The organism is Corynebacterium sp. ES2775-CONJ (assembly GCF_024814515.1).
In the GTDB taxonomy this organism is placed as follows: Bacteria; Actinomycetota; Actinomycetes; order Mycobacteriales; family Mycobacteriaceae; genus Corynebacterium.
Genome location: NZ_JANUXT010000008.1, coordinates 1 through 19,091, shown reverse-complemented (window position 1 = coordinate 19,091; position 19,091 = coordinate 1). Strand labels below are relative to the sequence as shown.

Below are 19,091 nucleotides of genomic sequence, written 5' to 3'. Positions count from 1 at the left end.
TACTAGCCCTCCTCAGCAATCACGAGCAGCGGGTCTCCGCCTAGGACGTCCTCGAAATCATTGAAGCACAATTCGCTAACAATCCCAGGACCTGGTGCCACGATCGATGTCTCGAGTTTCACGGCCTCGACGATGGCTAATTCCGCGCCGGTTTCAACGCGGTCGCCTACTGCTACTGTGTAGCGGACGATTCCTAGGAATGGGGCGCAGATTTTCATGGGCTTTAGTTTATCATTGCGCTGCATTTTAACTCTTTTCGAGATAGTCCCGATCGTGCTCTGTGTAGCGGGATGTCAGAAGCTGGGCGAGGCGGGGGTTCTCCTCCACAAGATCACGCGCGCGAGCGTTAGCATGCTCGATGAGATGTGCATGGTGTAACAGATCGAGGTAGCGAACTGCGCGTCTCGTCCCCGACTGGGCGCTGCCCAGAACATCGCCTTCACGACGCATGCTCAGGTCTAGGTCGGCTACCTCAAAACCATCGGTCGTTTCACTGAGTTGTTTAATGCGCATAAAACTAGCACTCTCCTGCTCAGCTTCGGTGACGAAAAAACAGTGTGAGGCATTGCCACCACGCCCAACCCGCCCTCGCAGTTGATGCAACTGAGAGGCGCCGAAGTGGTCTGCCTCCAACACGATCATAACGGTAGCATTAGCAACATCGATACCTACCTCAATGACCGTTGTGGACACCAGAGCATCTATATCGCCTTGCGCGAAGCGCTTCATAATGTCATCTTTATCGCGTGGTGCGAGAGAGCCGTAGAGACATTCCACTGTGAAATCGCTCAGTTGATGAGAGCTGAGTTGGGCGTGGGTTTCTAGCACCCCACCCTCCTTGTGCACTCGGGGGCACACCACATAAACCTGATGCCCCGATGCTATTTGTTCGCGAACCACCTCCCACATCCTCTTGGTCCAGGCCTCTAGCCACGTTGGTACGCAAAAGCTCTTGATTGGTTTTCTCCCCTGGGGTAGTTCTCTTAGTACCGAACTACTGAGATCGCCGAAGTGCGTCATCGCCACGGTCCGTGGGATGGGTGTCGCTGTCATAACAAGCAGATGGGGCGTTAGGCCGTTTTTTCCCTTGCTACGCAGGGCGTCACGCTGTTCCACACCGAACCGGTGCTGCTCGTCAACGACGCAAAACCCAAGGTCAAAGAATTCGACGGATTCTTGAATGAGGGCGTGGGTTCCCACAACGATATCTGCTTGCCCCGAGACGCAGTCAAGCAACGCTTGCCGACGCTGTGCGATTGGCATACCCGAGCTCAATACGGTGACCGCAATATCATCCAGCCCCGCAAGATCTAGAAGATCCTTAAGGCTGCGTGCGTGTTGGTGAGCTAAAACTTCCGTTGGCGCCAAAAGCGCACACTGCTTGCCGTTGTCGATTGCCTGCAGCATGGCAACCAGGCTCACCACGGTTTTACCTGAGCCCACTTCACCTTGGAGCAGACGTTGCATCGGGTGCTCGAGGGTGAGATCAGCGGCTATGTCGGCTATGACTGATCGTTGTCCGTCAGTAAGAGCATACGGAAGGCTAACGATGAGTTGCGCAGCGGAGGCATTGGGAATGTGCTCGAGGCGAGGAGCTAGCCGAGCGCGAGATTCTTGGCGTCGGGTGGCCATGACGGTAGCCAGGGCTAGAGCCTCATCGAAGGCAAAACGATCACGATAATAGCTAGGTTTCGTTTGTGGATCCTGGTGCAATCCCCTAATAGCTGCGTCGAGGCTGGGGAATCCGGGAGGGATATAGGCAGCTAGGGGATCTGATATGTGGGGAGTGCGCCTGAGGACTTCAGCAATTGCGGCAGCAATGCGCCACGTGGGAAGATTTTTCGTTGCTGGATAGATCGGAATGGTCTCAAGATGCGCTATATAGCGACTACAGTCACCCTCGTCATCATAAACCGTATCGGAGTCTGGATCGCTGGTTAATGCGGCTTTATCCAAGATGACATAGTCGGGGTGCTGCAACTGGGCTTCGCCGCGAAAATATTTCAGTTTCCCTGTAAAAAGTGCTACCACGCCTTCGTGCAGGACTTTTTGTAACCATCGCACCCTAAAAAACACGGCCGTGATCTGTCGTTGCCCATCGTAAATAGTGGCAGTAAGGACAAAGGTGCGCCCTGTATCATTAACGGAAACCGACTGGATCACCCCGATACAGGTCACGATATCGCCCTCGGTAAGACTATCCATACTCATCGGCGAATGGCGAGTTGCAAAGCTGCGTGGCAAGTGTCCGAGGAGTTCGTTGGCAGTGGAATAACCCAAATGCTTTTTGATGGCGCGAGCCTCTTTCGCGGGTAAGAGCGAATTCAAGGGGCGGGTGTCAGTCCAACTAATGGGCATCGCAACTGTCCTATTCAGCGCCAATTTCGGCGAGTGACCCGAAGTCGCTCCCAATATAAAGAGTCAATTCCAGGGGCAAGGTGGCCTTCGGGCGTTTCGGTAAGGCGGCGAGAATACTCTCGTGATCTATATGCGCGGCCATGGAGGCATCGATCAGCACCGTCAATTGTTCAGTGTTATCGCGGATGAGTATGCGGCAGCAGGATATGATCGCGTCAAGGAATGTATCGGAGATGCTCCGGATATCGCGGGAAGCTACGCCTAAATAGTCACCTTTTGCGCACGCACCCACAGATGTCAGACGCGCCTTATCGGCCTGTCTGACCCGCATATACTCCATGGCGTTGATCGCTTCTGCCATGGCGTATCCATCGACCGCGAGTGGCTGAGCGGGATCATGGACGGCAACTGCCGCAAGCCCTCGCACCACGGCGCCGGTAGGCACAATCAGCAGGGTTTGCTCGAAAGCGTAGCCTGCGCGCTCAACGGCGCTCAACTGGGCTTTTTCCAAGAATCCGTTGGGCAGTAGAATAATCTCATCAGCCTGCGTAGCTCGTGCAGCTGACACTACGGTGTAGACGATATCGGCACTTGAGTCGACCGCGACGACCTGTACCCCCGAACGCTCGTATAGCTTCGCTAATTCACCTGGCGGAGTAATCGCGAGAATGACGCGCGAGCTTAGCGCAGGGGTAGAGATATCCGGCAGGGCCTCCAGACGCAGCTGCGAGACCCCGCCCAGCGCAAAAGCGAGCTCGATGACCTTACCTGCATGATGCGAATGTATGTGCACACGGTGAGCATCCCCTGCGTTATCGAGACTGGCAATGACCACGCTATCACCAAGCGGTTCCAGGTTGTCACGGATAACCTGAGGGTGACAGCCCCGAAGCATAAACATAACTTCCAAATAACTACTAGTCATGTCTTCGTGCGGGCTGGAAGCTGGTAGGTCGTGCGAAGGCATGCGCTGCGGGTTAAGAATTTCCGCCAGCCCCTCGGGCTGTCCAAAATTCCCTCGAGGCACCGGTTTTCTCGCGGGCGCTTCCTCCACGCGCTGTGCGCCAGCAAGTTGAGCGAGGGTGTCCACTCCCACCTGATATTCGGAAATCTCAGTCTCTTTGTGTCGCGGCTTACGAGAGCTGGCAACTATCCAACATAGCGACTCGAGGATCACGATTAATCCCTGCCCCCCTGCATCAACGACACCTGCGTCGCGAAGCGCTTGCAGTTGCGATGGCGTCCGTTCAAGAGCGCGGCGCGCAGCTTGTGTGGCTGCTGTGACAATAGCCATAAGATCGTGGTCATCGGTTTGATTTGCAGCTACCGACGCAGCGCGCAACACCGTAATCACTGTGCCCTCTACCGGTTGAGCGATTGCTCCCATCGCAAAGGTATATCCAGCTTCAAGTGCCTTTTTTATGTGGGGGCCCGACACGCCTTCGTCTCGAGCGTATTGGGCGATTCCACGGAGAACTTGACTGAGGACCAAGCCCGAGTTGCCCCGTGCTCCAAGTGTTGCGCCTCGAGCTAGGGCTGCGCTAACAAGTGCGATATCGTGTTGGTCCTCGCCGTCGAGGCGGTCCACCTCGGTGAGTGCGGCTAGCATGGTGTGAGCCATATTAGAGCCGGTGTCTGCATCGGGGACGGGGAAGACATTGAGTGCGTTGATCTCCTCGCGACGGATTTCCAATTCACTCGCGGCGCGCCGCACCCAGCCCGTGAGGGCCATGGCATCAAGGCTCAATAATTGTGACATAGAGTTTTCATTCTACAACTGCCACTCAACGGGGGGCAGTTTGTGGTCGCGCAAATATTCATTTGCCCGAGAAAACGGCCGAGAGCCAAAAAATCCCCGGCGCGCCGATAGCGGTGAGGGATGTGGTGAAGAGATAACCATACTATCCGGATGCCCAGCAAAGTGGGGGCTAAGTTTCTGGGCTTCGCGGCCCCAGAGGATGGCCACAAGTGGCTGCTGGCGGTTGATGAGAGTATCCACGATATGCGCAGTGATGTGTTCCCAGCCTTTATTGCGATGGGATCCGGCTCCGTTGGCCTCGGCCCGCACTGTCAACACCGTGTTCAGCAGCATAACGCCCTGCTGCTGCCAGGCACTGAGGTCTCCGGTTGTTGGTTGGGGGATGGAGAGATCGTCGCTGAGTTCGCGAAAGATATTGCTGAGACTTCGAGCTGGTGGCCAGATCTCTGGGGCTATGCTGAAAGCCAGCCCTTGTGCGTGCCCTGGAGTGGGATAGGGGTCTTGTCCAATAATGAGGACATTGGTGCTAGCGAGTGGAGTTTGTAGTGCCCGCCAGCGTAGATGCGCTGGCGGCGCGATGGGAATTCCTGCTTCCTCTTCGCGCTGCAGGAACTCCCCCATGGCATTGATGAGCGGAGCTATTTCGCGTAGCGGCTCACGCCAGCTGGGGTGGATGTTTATTTCTTCAAAATAGGTCACGTTTCCCCCTTGTGTTAAAAGCTTCCCCATCCTTCCTGGTAGCGCGGAGGTGCTGAATCAACCGTGACGAGGCCCTGGGGGTGATGGCTCAGCACGGTACCAATGGCGCGGAAGCCAGTAGGAGCGGGACCGAAGGTGGTGCCAATGAGGGTGTGGTCTTCGCCGCCGCTGAGGACAAATTTCCACGGGTCTTCCTCGAGAATCTCGCAGGCGCGCATAATATCTTCAGTGGGGCCAATAGCCTGGGAGTCCAGATTGATTGCAACCTTCGATTTCGCCGCGATGGCGTGGATATCGCGCACGAGTCCGTCGGAGTTATCTGTCATGGCGCTCACCCCCGCCGAGCGAGCAACGTAGCCGCGTCCTGGGGGCATGATGGTGGAGCAATGGGCACGGAGCAGGGATTCGAATTCTGGCAGAGCTGCTTCGCGTCCGAGACGAGCAAGCAGGGCATGACCGGTGGCGGATTCACCGATTCCTCCAGAAGCGACCACGATTTGTCCAGGGCGGGCGTTGCGGAGATGGAGCGGTTCGAGTGGTCCTCCGAGTTGACCGATAGCGGTTACTGAGATCACGATATACTCACCGTCGGTCATATCTCCGCCGATGAGTTCAGCGCCGTAATCACTGATACGTTCGTTGATGCCGCGGGCTAATTCGGAAACGAATTGCAGTCGGGTAAACCCGGGTGCTGACAGCGACAGAAGAGCTGCTACGGGGCGAGCACCCATGGCCTCGACGTCGGCAAAATTCTGGGTTATAGCCTTGCGTCCGATTTCAGCTGGATTGGACCATTCTTTGGTGAAGTGCCGTTCCTCAACCAACATATCGGTGGTGACCACCATCCTCGAGTTGGGGGCGCCGTAATCAAGTACTGCGGCGTCGTCCCCATTACGGGTGCTGGGAGCAGTGCGCAGAATGGTGTCGATGACGGCTTTCTCGCCGACTTCCGAGAGGGTGGGGTTTTTAGGGTCTTTTCCGTCTTCCATTGTTCTCTCTTGGTTGAAAAGGCTAGTGGTCTGTTATCGGGTGCTCTATAGAGGTTAACCCCGAAGGTACTGTTGTTCATCTACCTAAAATAATCTTTTAATATTATTGATGATAACAATGACAAGCGCCACCATCTGATGCAGAAGTGTGGCCTATATCCCGCTATGTCGAGAAGTACCTTGAGGTTTTCCGGTACGAGCCGACTATGATTTTTCACTATGCAATCATCCCCCATGCCAGTGCGACCCCTACCCATTGTCATCGCCTTGATCTTGGCTATGTCGTTTATGGTAGCTGTTCTAGTGGGAGCCAAGATGGTCTATAACCACAGTGCTCATCAGCCGGTGGCCATGTCCACCTTGGACACTCCAGAATCTAGCTCGATCGAGTGTGAAGAATTTCTTGCAGCGCTACCAACCTCGGTATTAGGACATCCTCGCGCTGATATAGTGGCCCCGATCCCACCTGGGGCAGCAGCCTGGAGCTCGTCTTCCCTCGAGCGGATCACAGCCCGGTGTGGGGTGAATTTACCACGTCAATACACGTCACTGAGCAATATAGTTGAGGTCGGCGGTACTCGATGGCTTGAAGTATCAGATGCCACGCCAGCGTCAACCCTTAAAACGTGGTACAGCGTCAATCGTGCAAAAATAATCGCTATCACTGCCGACGATCTATCCCTCGGTGATCACCCTCATCCCCTGGAGGATATTGCAGCCGCTGTTGCGATAATTCCCCACCAAGAATTTCCACCCAATCCTATCCCCCTGAGTGGACTCTCTAGTGCTGTAGGGCCGCAACAAAAAGCGGCATGCCAGGAGGTGCTCGCCGCTTTGCCGAATGATTTAGATAGCGGTTATAGGCGCAGTACCACCGATCTGGGGACAGAAATGGTGGCGTGGTCCGCACCCGGTGAAGAGGCAATCGTGGTGCGATGTGGGGTGGAATATCCCCAGAATTATACGGCGGGCGCTGTCTTGCAGCAGGTTAACGATATCGTGTGGTTTGAAGACGTCATTGTGGGCAACGGTACCACTGCGAGCACCTGGTATGCGATCAATAAGAGCCAGGTAGTTGCCGCCCATATCCCTCAAGCGCGCGGGAATGCGGCGCTAGTTGCGATATCGCAAGCTATATCGCATCACCTCTAGGAGAAGCCACCTCTTGGTCTAGTTTTTGGAGGTGGATTCGTGGGGTTTTAGAGGGCGTGAGGGGTTCAGCGTCTATTACAGTTCAGAGCGTGGTCAATGAGAATTTCGAGGAGTTCTGGATAGTCGACACCCGATGCCGCAAGCACTTGGGGATACATGGAAATAGGGGTGAAACCTGGCATGGTGTTGATTTCATTAATAACTGGACCATGATCGGTTAGGAAGAAGTCGACTCGAGCAAGTCCAGTGCAGTCAAGCGCTTTAAATGCCTCGATTGCCAGGCGTTGGATCTCCGCGGTGTGGTTGTGTGGGATCGCGGCGGGAATGACTGCGCTGACAACACTGTCGAGATATTTGGTGTCAAAATCATAAAATCCGCCCTCGCTGGCATCGGTGTCCACAAGCTGAGCAGGCACAGAGGCGCGCAGGGTGCCCTCCGCGTTTTCGAGGACTCCGCATTCGATTTCACTGCCGATGATCTCCGATTCAATGACGACCTTCGCATCGTATTGGCGAGCCTCGATGAGGGCTTGATCGAGTTCTTCCCATGACTCAATCCGAGAGATACCGATCGATGAACCTCCGCGTGCGGGTTTAACGAAAGCAGGCAGGCCAAGACTGTCCCTGTCTGTGGCGCTCAAGATCTCTCCCGGGCCGAGAACCTTCTCACGGCCTACCGGCAGCCCTGCCGCGCCGAGGATGCGCTTGGTGTATTCCTTATCCATGCTGCACGCCGAAGCCAAGACCCCGCAGCCGACATAGGGAATTCCCGATAAGTCAAAGAAACCCTGAATTGTGCCGTCCTCTCCGTAGGGACCGTGCAGAACTGGAAAAATGACATCTACACGCGCATACAGGCGGCCATCTAGGTAGCGAATCTCGCCTTTGTTAGCGGGAGTATGAGCAAGCCTGATCTCCTCCTTGAGCTTCACTTTAGGAAGCGTTCTACCTTGAATGAGCAAGTTACGAGGATCACTCTCCCCCACGGTCCATGTGCCGTCTTGAGTAATCCCCAGGGGAATAATCTCGAAGCGACTGGGATCGAGATGCTGCATAATCGCTCCAGCGGAAACACAGGAGATGGAATGCTCGGAGCTACGCCCACCGTAAATCACGGCGATCTTAATTCGGGAATCGGTTGCAATCACAGCTGATTACTATACCCCGAATTCTCGTGCTCACTTTTCTTTGAGCGACCCATGAGTTGCCCCACCATCTCTTCCACTGTCATCCCCTTGTGGCACACGGCGTATACCGCTTGACTAATCGGCATCTCAACCCCCATTGATTGAGCTAATTCATAGACCGAGGCTGAGGACGTGACCCCTTCAGCTACTTGACCGTGCGTGGCTGCACGAGCTTGCTCCAAACTGGCGCCGCGCCCTAAGCGATCACCGAAGGTGCGATTGCGCGACAAGGGCGAGGAACAGGTGGCCACTAGGTCCCCCATGCCGGCAAGCCCAGCGAAGGTGAGCGGATTAGCTCCGAGGGCGATGCCCAGCCTGGAGATTTCCGCCAGGCCCCGAGTAATCAAGGTAGCGAGTGTATTTTCTCCTAGGTCCCGCCCCGCCGCCATACCGCAAGCTAGAGCAATGACATTCTTACATGCCCCTGAAATTTCGCATCCAACGACGTCAGTATTGGTATAGGGGCGAAAATAAGGCGCAGCTAGAGCCTCTTGGATCACTTGGGCGTGGTGCTCATCTGGGCACGCAATAACGGTAGCAGCGGGCTGTTCAAGGGCTATTTCTCGAGCTAGATTAGGGCCGGTGAGAACCGCTATGCGGCGCGAATCAATACCGCTAACCTGAGCTATGACTTCAGACATGCGCATAAATGTCTGCTTTTCCACGCCCTTGGCCAGAGAAACCACCAGCGCATGCGAAGGTATAAACTCGGCCCACGTCAATACATGGCCTCTCAGCGTTTGACTAGGAACCGCGAAGACTACGATATCAGCCTCGGATATCGCTGCACGAGCATCTGAAGTAGCCACAATAGTGCGCAGGTAGATATCGCTGAGATAGTCAGGGTTGTGGTGATGAGTATTGATATACTCTGCCACCTCTTCTCGACGTGCCCACAGCACCACCTCATTTCCAGCGTCGGCTGCGATTTTGGCCATGGTTGTACCCCAACTTCCGGCACCCATTACGGCTATCTTGAGCATGTCGTCCTTTCCACAGCTGCTACCACTTCGGTGCGCCATGCGCCCCAACATTGTCAGTCTAGTAGATAAAAGCCTGAGTCAATGCCTGTCTTTGTTGTAGAAGTAGCTAAGCTGAATTGGGCGTTTGGCTTAAAGGCGAGCCTTCGTGAAAAAATCCCGATCTACCGATTGTCTACGAACTATGTCAAAACTTCCGTCGCAACAGCGACATAACCCTGCCCATAACCCGAATCCGCACCGCCTGGAGCGACGGTTCCAAAAGATTCCAGCTACTCCTGCTGCTGAATTCGATTCCCCTGTTCTCGCTGCTGGCGCCGTTTTATGGCGCCACGATCGCAAGGGCCGTGTGGAATTTGCGTGTATTCACCGCCCTCACCTTAACGACTGGTCTCTCGCTAAAGGAAAAGTGGATCCCGGCGAGTCCCTCGCGATGACCGCAGTGCGTGAAATCGCGGAAGAAACAGGCTACGAGATCAAGCTCGGAGAACTTTTGGGGCGAATTAGTTATCCTCTAAAAAAACGCACGAAGGTTGTCTACTATTGGCTAGCCGAGGTAATCGGTGGCACATTCGTCGCCAATAACGAGGTCGATGAACTGCGCTGGGTCTCCGACTCTGCGGCTCGCAAACTGCTTAGTTATTCCGCAGATCATCAGGTGCTCGATGCCGCCTTGACCTACCTATCACAACCAACGGATTCGCGCCTCATTCTGATCAGGCACGCCGACACCGTCTCATCCTCTTCGTGGTACGGCGGAAGCATCTCGCGACCCCTCAGCCCCGCAGGCTTCAAACAAGCTACCATGCTAGCCCCCCTGATTGCGGCTTATCACCCTGACCGTCTGATCAGTGTTGAAAATAAACGGTGTCAAGCGACGCTCGAGCCTGCAAGCAAGGCTTTAAGCCTGCCACTGACCGCCGGATCCCCACATGAGCTACCCGAACGCGACAAGACTATTGCATCCTGTCTCGATAAAAAGGCGCTCATCGGCACCATGAAGAAACTAGAGTATTCCCCACACTTCCACCCCCCACGAGCGCGTGTAAAAAAGGCTGGAATGTGGGTGTTCTCCTTCCACAAGGGTCTGGTAACTAGTGCAGATTATTTCGTATCTCCGCTAGCTATCACCTAACAGAAAGAGGCTCTCCCCATCCCGGGGAGAGCCTTCTGGACTACTTTTCAACGAAATTAGGTACAGGAACCTACAGGTTAGCGAGGATAGCTTCGAGATCCGATGATCCTAAGAGGTTGCCCCGCTCAGGGTCGACACTGACAAGGTGCTGAGCGTTGTCCAGCAAGATCACCAGATCACCAACGCTATAGTCACCTTCCGCGATACCTCGAATTTGTTCCACTGGGAGCTCGCCCTCTGCGATGAGCTGGAGCACTAAGCCTATAACGCCTTCGATGGCTTCAGCGCTCAGGCCTAGCTCAGCTACCTGGTGTCGGACCTCAGCCGGAGCGGACTCACCAGTCAAAAGATTGATGATCGAGTTAGCCAACTGCGATGCATCAGCTCCAAGATCAGGAAGAGATTCGAGAGCTGGGATCTCACCGAGATCACCAAATACGCCACCGGATGCTTGGTAGTTACCGCTAATGAATGCTTCAAACTGCCCTTGATGACCATTATAGAGGTTCAAATCAACATCTGTTCCGATTCCGCTGACACGACCCTTGCCCGTTCGTTGCCAAAAGTCGAGGACGTCCCAGCCGCCTACAGGATCCGGGGCTTTACTTTGGTAGGCGGCCAGCCACAGCGGATACTCCGAGAATTCGGAGGTATTAGCCATTTCATGCATCCAGAAATAGCGGTAGGTGTAAATCATGGGCTGACGCCCGGATTGTGCCTTGAACTCGTTGAGGAAGTCGCGAGTCCAGGCGGCAAGCTCTTGTGGGTTTTTACCCTCTGCGACCTCGAGGTCGAGGACCGGGGGCAACGGATGCGCTGCGATTCGGGTGATCTGATCAGCGTAGTGGCGAGCCTGGGCTATAGGATCACCGCTGGGGCGAGCGTAGTGGTACGAGCCCACAGATAGGCCGGCTGCGTGAGCGGCATTGGCATCATCAACAAAGAAATCATTCGTCCAACCTGCACCTTCACTCGCTTTGACGAAAGCAAAGGAGTGACCATCAGATTTTACGTGATCCCACGCGATGGGCGCGCCCCCTGGGTGTTGGTGGCTTGCAACATCGACCCCGGATAGGGAGCTGACGCTATCGAAGGGTTGGGCTAGGGCAGGTTGTGCGCTTAGAGCCAGCACAGCTGTGGTGGCCAGTGCGGTTACTGCGCGAAAAATCCGCTGCAAAGAAGTCATGCGACACACAATAACACAAGTAGTCATTAGTCACACCAAACACACCTGTCACATTCTACATTTCTCAAATTTTCTTAGAGTCCCCTCCCGACCTAGCTCGTCAATCAAGCCCACAGGCTAGATATCCATCGATTCGGAGGCCTCGTGCGCGCCTAAGCGCAGCCAGTTTGAAACCCGGTGTCTTCCACTCCGCAGATTGCAGCAGAGTACCAGTAGACTCCCACCACGCCAGCCCCTTTTCACTCAAATCCATGAGCGGGTCTTCGGTCACCTCATATTGCACACGCTAACCACCAAGAATACCCCCTTATTGTCCCCATTCTTTGACGGTTTCAGTATGGCTCGCTATCGAGTGACTACCTTTGGAGACTGCCTCCCTTCGATGCTCGAACCACAGTCTCCGCGCATAAAGTGCTCGGCTTATTTTTGGCCTGCATATAATAGCCCGGCCAAGAATCACACCGCTCGAACTCCCGACACCGAGCGTGCCCCTATATATACAGTATCCGCCGAGACACGTTCGGACAGATTCACCGTGTTGAATGGTCGTTGATCACCCATGGTGAGGGCTAGGAATACATTTCAGGAGATGGATTTCTCCCTGCACACATCCCAATAAATATAAACCACGCTATTCCCGGAGGGTCTTCTTCCACTTCGTGAGGGGATCAAATATGTCTCATATATTAACCTGTGAAATCGGCAACATCCCCACCCAAGCAATGGGGGATATTTGGCAAAACTTTTATCCTGATGCTGCGAATCTTTGTGTCTTCGAACCAAGAATCAAGATGGGAGACTTGATTTTATCAATTATGAACAAGGACCACGGCTCACCCCCTCACCAAACCGACCTTTCGATTACGGTCCCACGAGAGTGTGCCTGCTGTTTTGAAGTAATTCTGTGCACCAATATGCGGCCTATATATTTTCAATTAGAGTCTTGATACCTCTTTAGATTCCCAACATCCCCACCAATGCAAAGAAGCAAATATGGCGGAGCAATGGCCGCGAACCTAGCTGTGATTAGGTAGGGAGAGAGCGCCTTCCCGACACTGCTCTCGCTGCGATAATCCCTTCGTGGATACCCTGGGGCTCTCCAGTGATATTCAGCTGGTGAAGCAGTTTACTCAGCCCGCACCTAGGTCAATCTGAGCCCACGGGCTACTTTTATATTTAGGAATATATCGTCTCCATACACCCATTGCCCGCGGGCCAGCCATATGATAAGTAGTCGAGGCTGGCTTAACAGCAGCAATAGCCCAGGTGCGTTAGTCACCCCCTGTCGCTCCAGTGACTTCCTAAGATAGGCGCCCGTGCGAGCTCAATATCTCCCACATTTTTATCGTCAGGGAGTTTATAATCCCATTTTTTGGGATGATAGTATCACCCTATGGGAAATTTCACCGTCGCTGCGGCCACGACAAGCGGCATCAAAGTCCTCGACCGAGCGGTACTCATCATGCTCACCGTGGCCGAGCATCCCTGTACCCTCCATCAGCTCTGCGAAGCGACTGGACTCCCCCGCGCGACCACTCATCGCCTCGCCACGGCTCTAGAAGTGCACCACCTTCTTAGCCGCACCGTCGACGGCCGCTGGACCATAGGTGACATCCTTTCCACTTTCGGCACTAATAATGCCACAAATCTCACCGATATTGCCGCCCCTCTCATGCACAAGCTCATGGAGAAAACCGGCGAATCGATCCAGCTCTATCAGCTAGCAGGGGCGTCGAGAGTGTGCATTGCCTCCGAGGAACCCCATGTTGGCCTCCATAATTCAGTTCCTGTGGGGGCTAGGCTCCCGCTGAACGCTGGTTCCGCCGCTAAAATTTTCTTAGCCCACTCTGCACCCGCCCTTCGCGACAGCATTATGGAACAGCCCTCAACCTTCACCTTGGAGGATATCAATGCTGCGCGAGAGCGTGGTTGGGCGCAATCGATATCCGAGCGCGAAGTTGGACTCGCTTCCATTACTGCTCCTATATTCAACCGCGAAGGAATATTTGTCGCAGCCCTGTCAATCTCCGGACCTACAGATAGATTTCAACCTTCACCCGCCATATGGGCTCAAGACCTTAAGATCGTCGCCACACAGATAGGGCTAGCCCTCTAGAGAGTTTCTAAAAGCCCGACCAGTACTTGATACTCCTCAACCAGAGGATGACCAGCACACCGAGACGAGGCTAGTTCCAGTACTTTCCGGTGCCACCAGATTTGCCCCTCTTTGCCAGTTCGAAAACGCTTCCATATCTCGTCGCCGACCAGCGCATAATCATCTAAAGTACATTGCACATTGTGCAATTTATCTGCAACCGCAATCACAATGACTTCTTCACCAGCTAGTGAAATTTGAGAAAGATAGCTTTCACCGCACTCATACCAATCATCAATCGCTCGAGACTTGGTGAGAGCATGAACCCAGGTAGCAACGGTTGCTCCCAGCTGCTCTCTAATTTCCTCAAGACTTATGCGGTCAGGCGCATCCTCGATCGCATCGTGGAGTACGGCCGCACAAAGAATATCGGTGTGTGATCCCGCAAGACTAGCCATAACAGCTACGGGGTGCGATATATACGGTAACGAAGACCCTTTTCGCACTTGCCCATCGTGGGCGTAGCAGGCCAAACTAATGGCGCGGTTAAGCTTCTCACGCTCTGTATGATGAAGTTTCATTCGACTCCAATTTCAGGCTTTCATCGTGGTGTTAGTTAGGACATGCTAAGCTCACATACTATGAGCTCTGATAACTCCCCCTCACGTCGCCCAACTGCCACCGCCGCAGGTCACTGGATTCTTGCTCGCGCTGGTAAGAAAGTTCTGCGCCCAGGGGGTCGTGAACTCACAACTCGAATCTTGAAACAAGTAGATTTCGACGGACGCGACGTCGTGGAGTTTGCACCTGGATTGGGGCACACTGCTCGGCTTATTTTAGCCTATGCCGTAGCCTCTTATACCGGGGTCGAGCAAGATTCCTTCGCAGCCGCCCAACTTCGCCAGCACATAGGCAGTGACACCCAAAAAGTTCTCAATGCCTCCGCAGATACCTCCGGCTTGGCCGATCTGAGTGCCGATATTGTCATCGGTGAAGCCATGTTGACCATGCAAGGGAACAATGCGAAACAAGAAATCATCCATGAGGCCCACCGCCTCCTGCGCCCTGGCGGGCACTACCTCATCCACGAGTTATCGCTCACCCCAGACGATATCGGCCCTGATCGCGCCCAAAGTCTGCAGCGTGATCTTGCTCAAGCTATTAGAGTCAATGCACGACCTCTGACGCAGCCAGAGTGGACCAAAATCCTCGAAGCGCAGGGCTTTAAAGTGATATGGTGCGGGCACGCACCCATGGCCCTTTTATCTCCCTCTCGCTTACTTGCCGACGAAGGGCTACTCGGTACCTTAAAAATTGTGGGGAATATAGTTAAGGATAGAGATCTTAGAGCCCGCATCCTGCACATGCGCAGCACCTTCAAAGATTATGAAGACAATCTCGCAGCCATCGGGATCGTGGCTCAAAAGAGGGAAGAATAGCAAAAGCGAGGTAGCTAGACTACCTCGCTTTAAAAGTACCCCGTACGGGATTTGAACCCGTGTTACCGGCGTGAGAGGCCGGCGTCCTAGGCCCCTAGACGAACGGGGCAAGAATGACCTTGCTGGTACGAGGGATTACACTATACTAAAGCACCCCAGCCAGCAAATTCCCATGTCATAGACATAATCAAAGTGAGTACTACAATCCGATATATGAAAAAGGCTTCGCTTAGTACCTATACGTGCACACTCATCCTTGGAGTGAGCGGTGCAATGCTCATGAGCTGTGCCCCTGAGCACTCACAACCTCCTGTTCGTGCTTCCCAAGCAAAGATAAGTGCCCCCATCGAGGTATCTAATCTTGTGGATCAAGCTAGTCAGGATCAATTATCTACCGCACTGTTAGCAGCAGGGATTGAAAAAGAGCGCGTCCAGGATTTTATGTCAGAAGTTCAACGCGTCAATGTGGACGTTCCGCACAATTCCTTAGTTGACCACGGATTTGTTCCGTTGACTGACGCCTACCACCTTCCGGCAATCTCTAGTACGAATACAACCCTCACCAACTGCCGCATTAATACTTTCCTTTTAAGCAAAGATCTCATTAATGCCCGTAGCTCATCTGAGGTTGATTCCAGCCTTCTCTTTTTTGATCAGGAATCGATTGATGCTTTCCAGCCACCCTTATTCACGTCTGATGAAATGGCAGTCTATAACACTCTCTTTGGGCGAATTCCCACTACGTCGGCAAAAGACTCTCACCAGCACGTCGCGGATATTGGTAGCTACTTTGACCAGCACCAGATCAGTTTCACCAACCCCCACGTTCATATAGTCAGCGTTTTTCTACACGATGTTCTCACCGAACCTGCGGCGCTTTTCATCGGCCATGTGGGAGTAGCTGTAGCCGTTGATAATGGCTACCTCTTTGTTGAGAAAGTAGCCTTCGAAAGTCCCTATCAGCTATTGAAAGTCAGGAGCTTGAAAGACCTCTATGCACACCTATTCCGGGTTTATAACACCAGTGATGGGCAAGATTATGGAGCCCCAGTAATACTCGATAACGCCGAGGTAAAGCTATCCCTTTAGCTTTCGGATCCTAGATAGCTTTGTCTTGCCGCTCACCATAGGCCCCTCCTTCACCCGCGGTTGGGGTATGGACTCGATATGAGAGCCAATAACGTGAACTGCGAAAAGACAATGCGGCTTAGAGCCTGCTTAGAGCCTTTAGACGAGGATGCTGCCTCATATTTCAATCGTGCCTACGGGGCTCCGGAACACCTCGGAAGGCAAATTTTCGTTTATGCCTAAAATTAGAATCGAGGAGTTGTACCTTAAAGCTCTCACGACATAGTCGAGCTAAACCTCGCTGATAAGGTACGCATCCAACTGCATCAAGATAATAACTAAAACAACACAGGTGAAGTGATCGGTAACCAACTGGCTCCGCTTCCCTACCGACCTATCTTAAGGCGAAAATCAGCCGACGACGCGATGACTATCAGAGTTCTGTGGAAAACTCCTGGTACACCGTTATTCTCAAGTATTCGCGAAGCCAAGGTTGCTGAAAAGGTCCTCAGTTAGTGAGCTGTATTAAACTTCGCGGAGCTGCCCGATCATTTTCTCGACTATTCGTATAAAGCGGTGCTCCCACTAGCTCGAGGCGGCATCCTGGCTCTCGAGCTTTCCTCACCTAGTATTCCTAAATTTTAGGCTTGGTGGCTAACAGATTCGACATAAAATAAATTAACCTTGCTGCGCTGTTCTGAAGTGGCTCACTGAACGTTTGTTCCGGCGGTCTATCTGGGTCTAATTGAAATCTGTTTCGTATTTAGCCTTTACGCTGTACCTATCCCAACTACACCCATGGTTCAAACTCTTAAACATTTTCCACTACTTCAGCTTTACCTGTCGGCACTACTGGGATGAGTATAGGAAGAAATGGTGCGAGAAGCCGTGCATCAAGAGCTTTTAAAAAAAACTTCTCTCCCTTGCACGGCTGGCACCACCTCAAAGTTCAAGGAACCTTTAGCGCCTATTCGCAGTCTAACGGTCTACATACGGTAACTCTCGAAAGATTCATCGACCAAAGGACGCAAAATATGAGATTGTTCCCTATCGGAATACTAAGCATCTGTTGTGTCCACCTAGCTGCGTGCACAGGCCAAACCCAGCAGATCGACGTCGGCTCTTCAACCTCGCCTGTCTCGACCGGGCTATCCACGGCTACTTTATTCCCCACTATCACCACTGCTCCCACTACAAAACCCGACTTGCAGCCAGTCGATGTGGACCCCGACGACCCCAAATTCGAAGGCTACCGAGAGTTATATGACTCATCAGATCGTGAGCTTATTGTCCATGATTTCTGCGATCACTTTAACTCCGAAGAACTCGCTGGCATCGGGCTGCGCGCCCACGACAGCTCAGAAACCGAAAGAAACGTAGATCTTAAAAGTTCGGTCTGTTACTTCGATCCCATCCCTGAAGACCGAAGCGTCGAATACCAAGTGTTAACGGGCCGCGTACCATACGAAATACGCCGCCTAGCCGGCAGAGTTCTGCACTTCGATTTCGAGGGGCGTCACCCCCGCATCTACTTCTACTCCGACTTTCCCAACGGTGAGTCTAGCGTCTTCTTCCAGTGTATCGCTGCAACGAGCACCACTAACGGCACCATAAACCTCACCACCGAAGCATTCAATGACGAATTTATACCTGACGCGCGCTTCAACGATGCCGCTAGCACCTGCCAACACTCACACGACAAACTCATCGAGCTGATCAACCTCAGCGGAGTCCCATGGCCATAGCCTCTCCACCACGCCCAGTCATACCCAATCGCACTCACGATCACAGAAACGCCGACCCTGATGAACAAACTACCCATCCTCCTCAGCACCACAGCACTCCTTAGTGCTAGCGCGTGCACACCAGATTCTTCTGGGCCAAACGAACCAAAGGAAACTGAAACGGCAACGGTGTCTCGCACTGCAGCTAACACTGCACCCCAAGCACCCCAAGCACCCCAAACCCCCGAGACTACTGCCCCCACCGTGCAGCCGGTCGATGTGGACCCCGACGACCCCAAATTCGAAGGCTACCAAGAAGCATACGACTCATCAGATCGTGAGCTTGTTGTCCATGATTTCTGCGACCGCTTCACCACCGAAGAACTCGCTGGCATCGGACTACGCGCCCACAACAGCTTAAAAACATACAGAAACATCGATCTCAAGAAATCGTACTGTTCCTTCGATCCCATCCCTGAAGACCGAAGCGTCGAATACCAAGTGTTAACGGGCCGCGTACCATACGAAGCGCAGCGTAGCTTGGGAACTCTTTTAGACTTCGATTTCGAGGGGCGTCACCCCCGCATCTACTTCTACTCCAGCTTAACCAATGCTAAAGCAGGCTTCTTCCTCGGTTGCACTGCCGCAACGAGTACGACTAACGGCACTATAAATTTTTCCACCGAAGCATTCAATGACGAATTTATACCTGACGCGCGCTTCAACGATGCCGCTAGCACCTGCCAACACTCACACGGCAAACTCATCGAGCTGATCAACCTCAGCGGAGTCCCATGGCCATGATCACCTTCAACCCCACCGCCACAGCAAGCTATACCCAATCGCACTCACGATCACAGAAACGCCGAGCATTGATGAACAAACTCCTCACCTTCCTCAGCACCACAGCACTCCTTAGTGCTAGCGCGTGCACACCAGATTCTTCTGGGCCAAACGAACCAAAGGAAACTGAAACGGCAACGGTGTCTCGCACTGCAGCTAACACTGCACCCCAAGCACCCCAAGCACCCCAAACCCCCGAGACTACTGCCCCCACCGTGCAGCCGGTCGATGTGGACCCCGACGACCCCAAATTCGAAGGCTACCAAGAAGCATACGACTCATCAGATCGTGAGCTTGTTGTCCATGATTTCTGCGACCGCTTCACCACCGAAGAACTCGCTGGCATCGGACTACGCGCCCACGACAGCTCAGAAACCGAAAGAGACGCTCAATTCAAAGAATCGGTCTGTTCCTTCGATCCCATCCCTGAATACCCAGGCGTCGAATACCAAGTCATGACGGGCCTCCTGTCATACG

The 19,091-nt window shown here is 53.5% G+C and carries 16 protein-coding genes, 1 tRNA gene and 1 pseudogene; 8 read left to right on the top strand and 10 right to left on the bottom strand.

The features are described from left to right. Window positions 1–2: 2 nt before the first annotated feature. The 5 genes from NXT01_RS09085 to NXT01_RS09065 are packed head-to-tail and all read right to left on the bottom strand — an operon-like array spanning window position 3 to window position 5,805. Window positions 3–218, bottom strand: coding sequence for an acetyl-CoA carboxylase biotin carboxyl carrier protein subunit (locus NXT01_RS09085; RefSeq protein ID WP_259080291.1), 216 nt, complete (start codon window positions 216–218; stop codon window positions 3–5). 28 nt (window positions 219–246) lie between these two features. Beyond that, complete coding sequence (locus NXT01_RS09080) at window positions 247–2,358, bottom strand: ATP-dependent DNA helicase RecG (protein ID WP_263088563.1); 2,112 nt, start codon at window positions 2,356–2,358, stop codon at window positions 247–249. A 10-nt stretch (window positions 2,359–2,368) separates the two neighbouring features. Continuing rightward, the gene (locus tag NXT01_RS09075) at window positions 2,369–4,117 is read right to left on the bottom strand and encodes a DAK2 domain-containing protein (RefSeq protein ID WP_259080284.1); all 1,749 of its coding nucleotides are present in this window, start codon (window positions 4,115–4,117) and stop codon (window positions 2,369–2,371) included. A 12-nt stretch (window positions 4,118–4,129) separates the two neighbouring features. Then, window positions 4,130–4,846 (bottom strand): uracil-DNA glycosylase, encoded by a 717-nt coding sequence (locus NXT01_RS09070; protein ID WP_259080280.1) that lies wholly within the window; start codon window positions 4,844–4,846, stop codon window positions 4,130–4,132. Continuing rightward, window positions 4,831–5,805, bottom strand: coding sequence for a thiamine-phosphate kinase (locus NXT01_RS09065; protein ID WP_259080279.1), 975 nt, complete (start codon window positions 5,803–5,805; stop codon window positions 4,831–4,833). Before NXT01_RS09065 ends, NXT01_RS09070 begins: the two co-directional genes overlap by 16 nt. A gap of 219 nt (window positions 5,806–6,024) precedes the next feature. On the opposite strand from NXT01_RS09065, the gene NXT01_RS09060 reads away from it, so the two are divergent. Beyond that, window positions 6,025–6,957 (top strand): DUF3515 domain-containing protein, encoded by a 933-nt coding sequence (locus NXT01_RS09060; protein ID WP_259080278.1) that lies wholly within the window; start codon window positions 6,025–6,027, stop codon window positions 6,955–6,957. Window positions 6,958–7,022: 65 nt separating this feature from the next. Here the strand turns inward: NXT01_RS09060 and NXT01_RS09055 are convergent, their stop codons facing one another. Together NXT01_RS09055 and NXT01_RS09050 are read right to left on the bottom strand one after the other, a co-directional pair. Then, a complete protein-coding gene (locus NXT01_RS09055) occupies window positions 7,023–8,105 on the bottom strand; it encodes a D-alanine--D-alanine ligase family protein (RefSeq protein WP_259080277.1) in 1,083 nt (360 codons plus the stop codon). Then, window positions 8,102–9,127: an NAD(P)H-dependent glycerol-3-phosphate dehydrogenase gene (locus tag NXT01_RS09050; protein WP_259080275.1), complete on the bottom strand. Its 1,026-nt coding sequence runs from the start codon at window positions 9,125–9,127 to the stop codon at window positions 8,102–8,104. Before NXT01_RS09050 ends, NXT01_RS09055 begins: the two co-directional genes overlap by 4 nt. A gap of 181 nt (window positions 9,128–9,308) precedes the next feature. Between NXT01_RS09050 and NXT01_RS09045 the strand changes: the two genes are divergently transcribed. Next, the gene (locus NXT01_RS09045; protein WP_259080273.1) at window positions 9,309–10,259 is read left to right on the top strand and encodes an NUDIX hydrolase; all 951 of its coding nucleotides are present in this window, start codon (window positions 9,309–9,311) and stop codon (window positions 10,257–10,259) included. A 70-nt stretch (window positions 10,260–10,329) separates the two neighbouring features. Here NXT01_RS09045 and NXT01_RS09040 read toward each other — a convergent pair whose 3' ends face one another. Continuing rightward, window positions 10,330–11,445 (bottom strand): glycoside hydrolase family 25 protein, encoded by a 1,116-nt coding sequence (locus tag NXT01_RS09040; protein ID WP_259080272.1) that lies wholly within the window; start codon window positions 11,443–11,445, stop codon window positions 10,330–10,332. Between the two features lie 1,393 nt (window positions 11,446–12,838). On the opposite strand from NXT01_RS09040, the gene NXT01_RS09035 reads away from it, so the two are divergent. After that, window positions 12,839–13,561, top strand: a complete 723-nt coding sequence (locus NXT01_RS09035; RefSeq protein ID WP_259080271.1) for an IclR family transcriptional regulator — start codon at window positions 12,839–12,841, stop codon at window positions 13,559–13,561. Here NXT01_RS09035 and NXT01_RS09030 read toward each other — a convergent pair. Next, on the bottom strand, window positions 13,558–14,121 hold the full coding sequence (locus tag NXT01_RS09030; protein ID WP_259080270.1) for an HD domain-containing protein: 564 nt from the start codon (window positions 14,119–14,121) through the stop codon (window positions 13,558–13,560). The genes NXT01_RS09035 and NXT01_RS09030 overlap by 4 nt on opposite strands. A 60-nt stretch (window positions 14,122–14,181) precedes the next feature. On the opposite strand from NXT01_RS09030, the gene NXT01_RS09025 reads away from it, so the two are divergent. Continuing rightward, on the top strand, window positions 14,182–14,979 hold the full coding sequence (locus tag NXT01_RS09025; RefSeq protein ID WP_259080267.1) for a class I SAM-dependent methyltransferase: 798 nt from the start codon (window positions 14,182–14,184) through the stop codon (window positions 14,977–14,979). A 36-nt stretch (window positions 14,980–15,015) separates the two neighbouring features. Here NXT01_RS09025 and NXT01_RS09020 read toward each other — a convergent pair. Beyond that, window positions 15,016–15,088, bottom strand: a tRNA-Glu gene (locus NXT01_RS09020). A gap of 104 nt (window positions 15,089–15,192) precedes the next feature. On the opposite strand from NXT01_RS09020, the gene NXT01_RS09015 reads away from it, so the two are divergent. From NXT01_RS09015 to NXT01_RS09000, 4 genes and pseudogenes are all read left to right on the top strand, one after another. Further along, the gene (locus tag NXT01_RS09015; protein WP_259080266.1) at window positions 15,193–16,068 is read left to right on the top strand and encodes a DUF4300 family protein; all 876 of its coding nucleotides are present in this window, start codon (window positions 15,193–15,195) and stop codon (window positions 16,066–16,068) included. Between the two features lie 1,013 nt (window positions 16,069–17,081). Further along, window positions 17,082–17,792, top strand: coding sequence for a hypothetical protein (locus tag NXT01_RS09010; protein WP_259080265.1), 711 nt, complete (start codon window positions 17,082–17,084; stop codon window positions 17,790–17,792). A 60-nt stretch (window positions 17,793–17,852) separates the two neighbouring features. Next, entirely contained in the window at window positions 17,853–18,575 is a 723-nt protein-coding gene (locus tag NXT01_RS09005; RefSeq protein WP_259080264.1) for a hypothetical protein, read from the top strand. Beyond that, window positions 18,566–19,091: pseudogene (locus NXT01_RS09000) on the top strand (hypothetical protein); the annotation flags it as partial. The gene NXT01_RS09005 and the pseudogene NXT01_RS09000, both read left to right, overlap by 10 nt.

Bases quoted from the DNA above. Each gene is read 5' to 3' on its own strand.
- NXT01_RS09050 (WP_259080275.1), bottom strand. From the start codon at position 9,127: ATGCTCAAGATAGCCGTAATGGGTGCCGGAAGTTGGGGTACAACCATG.
- NXT01_RS09080 (WP_263088563.1), bottom strand. From the start codon at position 2,358: ATGCCCATTAGTTGGACTGACACCCGCCCCTTGAATTCGCTCTTACCC.
- NXT01_RS09060 (WP_259080278.1), top strand. From the start codon at position 6,025: ATGCAATCATCCCCCATGCCAGTGCGACCCCTACCCATTGTCATCGCC.
- NXT01_RS09045 (WP_259080273.1), top strand. From the start codon at position 9,309: ATGTCAAAACTTCCGTCGCAACAGCGACATAACCCTGCCCATAACCCG.
- NXT01_RS09010 (WP_259080265.1), top strand. From the start codon at position 17,082: ATGAGATTGTTCCCTATCGGAATACTAAGCATCTGTTGTGTCCACCTA.
- NXT01_RS09075 (WP_259080284.1), bottom strand. From the start codon at position 4,117: ATGTCACAATTATTGAGCCTTGATGCCATGGCCCTCACGGGCTGGGTG.
- NXT01_RS09015 (WP_259080266.1), top strand. From the start codon at position 15,193: ATGAAAAAGGCTTCGCTTAGTACCTATACGTGCACACTCATCCTTGGA.
- NXT01_RS09085 (WP_259080291.1), bottom strand. From the start codon at position 218: ATGAAAATCTGCGCCCCATTCCTAGGAATCGTCCGCTACACAGTAGCA.
- NXT01_RS09040 (WP_259080272.1), bottom strand. From the start codon at position 11,445: ATGACTTCTTTGCAGCGGATTTTTCGCGCAGTAACCGCACTGGCCACC.
- NXT01_RS09065 (WP_259080279.1), bottom strand. From the start codon at position 5,805: ATGGAAGACGGAAAAGACCCTAAAAACCCCACCCTCTCGGAAGTCGGC.
- NXT01_RS09035 (WP_259080271.1), top strand. From the start codon at position 12,839: ATGGGAAATTTCACCGTCGCTGCGGCCACGACAAGCGGCATCAAAGTC.
- NXT01_RS09030 (WP_259080270.1), bottom strand. From the start codon at position 14,121: ATGAAACTTCATCATACAGAGCGTGAGAAGCTTAACCGCGCCATTAGT.
- NXT01_RS09025 (WP_259080267.1), top strand. From the start codon at position 14,182: ATGAGCTCTGATAACTCCCCCTCACGTCGCCCAACTGCCACCGCCGCA.
- NXT01_RS09005 (WP_259080264.1), top strand. From the start codon at position 17,853: ATGAACAAACTACCCATCCTCCTCAGCACCACAGCACTCCTTAGTGCT.
- NXT01_RS09070 (WP_259080280.1), bottom strand. From the start codon at position 4,846: ATGGGGAAGCTTTTAACACAAGGGGGAAACGTGACCTATTTTGAAGAA.